5 protein-coding genes are annotated in these 4,180 nt (G+C 35.2%); 1 reads left to right on the top strand and 4 read right to left on the bottom strand.

The window, feature by feature from the left end:
* The first annotated feature begins 425 nt into the window (after positions 1-425).
* The gene (locus tag ABZA26_RS09090) at positions 426-596 is read left to right on the top strand and encodes a hypothetical protein (RefSeq protein WP_372714205.1); all 171 of its coding nucleotides are present in this window, start codon (positions 426-428) and stop codon (positions 594-596) included.
* A gap of 42 nt (positions 597-638) precedes the next feature.
* On the opposite strand, the gene ABZA26_RS09085 is transcribed toward ABZA26_RS09090, so the two are convergent.
* The 4 genes from ABZA26_RS09085 to ABZA26_RS09070 form a co-directional block, all read right to left on the bottom strand.
* A complete protein-coding gene (locus tag ABZA26_RS09085) occupies positions 639-1,619 on the bottom strand; it encodes a class II fructose-bisphosphate aldolase (RefSeq protein WP_372714203.1) in 981 nt (326 codons plus the stop codon).
* Positions 1,620-1,694: 75 nt separating this feature from the next.
* Positions 1,695-2,168, bottom strand: a complete 474-nt coding sequence (locus ABZA26_RS09080; protein WP_372714202.1) for a hypothetical protein — start codon at positions 2,166-2,168, stop codon at positions 1,695-1,697.
* The gene (gene serS, locus ABZA26_RS09075) at positions 2,152-3,423 is read right to left on the bottom strand and encodes a serine--tRNA ligase (protein ID WP_372714201.1); all 1,272 of its coding nucleotides are present in this window, start codon (positions 3,421-3,423) and stop codon (positions 2,152-2,154) included. Before serS ends, ABZA26_RS09080 begins: the two co-directional genes overlap by 17 nt.
* A gap of 21 nt (positions 3,424-3,444) precedes the next feature.
* A complete protein-coding gene (locus ABZA26_RS09070; protein WP_372714200.1) occupies positions 3,445-4,032 on the bottom strand; it encodes a TIGR03936 family radical SAM-associated protein in 588 nt (195 codons plus the stop codon).
* Between the last annotated feature and the right edge of the window lie 148 nt (positions 4,033-4,180).

Here is a 4,180-nt window from a genome sequence, read left to right as displayed (position 1 = left end):
TACCTTTTCCAAGAGATGATACTACTCCACCTGTTACAAAAATATACTTTGCTTGCTTCATCAAAAATATACCTCCTATTTAAATTCTAATTAATAATTGACAATAAAAAAAGACGAAAAAAAAAAATCGTCTCATGAGATTTTTTTTTGAAATAGGTCTTTTAAAAACTCATTTCAAAAATTATTAGATTTTGCAATCAATAAAACTGCTCAATTTCTTTCATCACTCGTAAAAGTATATCATGACTTTTACTTATTTTCAAGAATTTTTTCTCCTTATGTCAAAGTGGGATTTTTAAATTTAAAATTTATTTTTACGTTACTACTTCTTATATTTATAATTATTTTTTAGTTTTTAAAAAGGTTTTTTTTCTCTGTTGTTGTAACTATTTAATAGTAATATTATTTATCGGGAGGTAGGCTGTATGGAAAAGTGTAGAGAAAAATTAGAAGATTTTAGAGGGAAAATGGATCAGCTTGAAAAAGACCTTGAAAAAGCATATGCCGAAGAGAACGACATACTGATAAAAAAATATACCCAAGAATTAGAACAGCTCACATCTCTGTTCGAAAAATTTAAGAAAGACCCTGAATAATAAAAAAGGTCCCGCTCTCGAGCGGGGCCTTTTTATTATAACTTATTTAGAAGCTTTCTTATAAGCACCTTCAGATCCGAAAACATCTACTATTTTGGACTTATAGTAATCTTTCATCTCTTTCATTGCAGGTCCTAAGTATTTTCTTGGGTCAAACTCTTTAGGATTTGTTCCGAATACTTTTCTTATTCCAGCTGTAAATGCAAGTCTTCCGTCTGTATCAACGTTGATCTTTGAAACAGCTGATTTTGTAGCTCCTCTAAGCTGGTCATCCGGGATACCAATTGCATCTGTAAGTTCTCCGCCGAACTCTTTTATCATATCTACATATTTTGCAGGCACTGCTGAAGAACCATGAAGTACAATAGGAAATCCAGGAATTTTTCTCTCTATCTCAGCAAGTATATCAAGCTTTAATTTAGGATCGCTTCCAGGTTTGAATTTATGAGCTCCGTGAGAAGTACCGATTGCGATAGCAAGAGAGTCTACCCCTGTTCTAGATACAAATTCTTCTACTTCTTCAGGCTGAGTAAATACGTGTGCATCTGCTACTACATCGTCTTCAACTCCTGCAAGAACTCCAAGCTCAGCTTCTACTGTAACGTCAAATTTATGAGCATATTCTGCAGCTTCTTTAGATATTACAATATTTTTTTCAAAATCATAATGTGAACCATCTATCATAACAGATGAGAATCCATAATCTATACAGTCTTTGATTAGCTCTAAGTCAGATCCGTGATCTAAATGTAGTGCTACTGGTATATCAGAACCCATAGCTCTTACATGCTCTACCATTCCTTTTGCAAGCATAGGAACTATCTCTTTTCCCATGTACTTTCTAGCACCAGAAGAACATTGTAGAATTACAGGAGAACCCATCTCAGCACATGCTTCAACTATAGCTAAAGCCTGCTCCATGTTGTTAAAGTTAAATGCAGGAACTGCATACCCCTTTTCGTTGGCAGCTTTAAACATCTCTCTTGTGTTTACAAGACCTAGATCTTTGTAATTATATTTCATTGATAACCCTCCACTTAAAATTTTTTATAAAGATATTTTAACAAATTTATATCGTAAAATCAAATTCAAACAAGGTCATATTTTGCTCTTTATCCTAGTCAAAATATGTCTAAAAAACCATTTTAACTTCATCCGCCTTTTAAACATGGTCAAAACTTCAGGAACAAGCTCCATTACATTTTCCACAACTACCTGATACTTTTTTAACCTCCCCTTTAATATCCCCTTGGAATTTATCATCCAGGAGATCATAATGAGGTTACTTATTCTCATAAAGTTCACTGCTACAGAAGTAAGACCCGGCTTGGTGACATAAAAGTTATACACCCTCCAGACAACTTCTCCTTCCTGCAGATAAAAAAGTTGAAACAGACATGTACCCATGTAGAAAAAAAACAAAAATTTCATTTTTTTCAAACATTTTTTAAAATCTTTATTCCAAAACAAATTTATAAGAAGCAGTACTACCGCTATAGTTACCATATTAATAGGTTTACTGAAATAGATATTCCCTATAAAAAGCAAGAATAAACTACTTTTTAATAACATCTACTCCCCCCATATAAGGTCTTAAAACTTCTGGTATAATTATTGAGCCGTCCTCTTGCTGATAGTTTTCCATTATTGCAAGAAGAGCTCTTCCCACTGCCACTCCAGAACCATTTAGTGTATTCACAAATTCACTCTTTTTAGTTCCCTCTGGTCTGTACTTCAGGCCCATTCTTCTTGCCTGGAAGTCTCCGCAGTTAGAGCAAGAAGATATCTCTCTGTATTTCCCCTGACCTGGAAGCCATACTTCAAGGTCATAAGTTTTTGCCGCAGAGAACCCTATATCCCCGGTACAAAGCTGTACCAGTCTGTAAGGAAGCCCCAGCTTCTGAAGAACAGTCTCTGCATTTACAACCATTCTGTCTAATTCATCATAAGAGTTTTCAGGTGTAGTAATTTTGACCATCTCTACTTTGTTGAACTGATGCTGTCTTATAAGACCTTTTACATCTCTTCCGTATGAACCCGCTTCTCTTCTGAAACAAGGAGAGTGAGCAGTATAGTACTTTGGAAGGTCGCTCTCTTCTAATATCTCTTTTCTGTGAAGATTTGTAAGAGTTATTTCAGAAGTGGATATGAGAAACATCTCGTCTGTAGTTTTGTACATGTCATCTTCAAATTTTGGAAGCTGACCAGTTCCCTCACAGATGTCTCTTCTTACTAAAAACGGAGTTATATGCTCAGTATAACCGTGCTCAGTTGTATGAAGATCAAGCATGAAGTTTATAAGTGCTCTCTCTAATCTGGCACCTAGCCCCCTATACACAGTAAATCTTGCTCCGCCTAATTTTGCTCCTCTTTCAAAATCAAGGATTCCGAGCTCTTCTCCAAGCTCCCAGTGATTTTTCGGCTCGTATTTAAATTCAGTAGGTTCTCCCCAGGTTCTCACAAGGATATTATCCTCTTCATCATTTCCCACAGGAGTAGATTCATGGTATACATTTGGTATAGTCATCTGATAATATTGTAGTTTCTCATCTATTTCTGAAAGTTTTGAGTCCAGCTCTTTTATCTTAGAAGATACCTCTCCCATCTCAGAAATTATATGAGATGCATCCTGCTTTTCTCTTTTTAATCTCCCTACTTCATGGGAAACATTATTCCTTTTATGTTTCAACGCTTCGACCTCAGTAAGAAGATCTCTTCTTTCTGCATCTAGCTGTTCAAAGTCGTCAAGATCTACTGTAGCATTTCTGTTTTTCAACATCCCCTTTAAAAATTCGATGTTGTCACGCATATATCTCAAATCCAACATACTAAATTCTCCTCCTCTTTCTTACTTTTTATATCCTAGTTTTTTTATTTCAACTTCCGTTGGATTTACTTCAGCCATTCCCAAAAATACGTTGGGAGAGGTATTTATAAGTTCCAGACGAAGTTTATTCCCCTCTATACTATAACTCTGTATTCTTTCTTTGAGATTTCTCTCTTTTCTTTTGCCGTTTTTAATCTTGACTTCTACTATCTCATCCTGACCAAGAAGGTTTTTCAGTTTTTCAAGGGTGGCCTCATCTCCTGATATCTCGTATATCATTATCTGAAACTCTTCTGCAATATTTGATTTTCTAGGGACATCCTCTGCAGCATTAAACCTAAAACCCTGAGGACATACTGCATTGAGTTTCTCTAGAAGAATCTCGTTTTCCATCTCAACCAAAAGCTCTAGATCCATTACCTCATCATAGGCTTCAACACCTAAGGACACGGGATTACCAAATGACATTCTAGGCCTCGGGTGAAATCCTTCTGAATATTTGACCTCTATTTTTGCTTTTTTTAAAAGCCTTTCCAGAAATCTCATCATATCCAGATGGGATATATACTTCATATCTTCGCTTTTGTCGAAGTAAAGTCTTTTTTTCATACACTCTCCTATTCGCAAACTAAACTCTATGCTTGTTAGCTCTGATTATTTTAGCACAGATAACTTACAACTTCAAAGGATTTTAATACAATGATTTCTTAAAAATATCCATATATGTGAGATATACCCTCATATCAAATTCAAGCTG

The organism is Ilyobacter sp. (assembly GCF_041583315.1).
Lineage (GTDB): Bacteria > Fusobacteriota > Fusobacteriia > Fusobacteriales > Fusobacteriaceae > Ilyobacter.
Note: the sequence above shows the minus strand (reverse complement) of the source record. Positions and strands in the feature narration are given on the sequence as shown.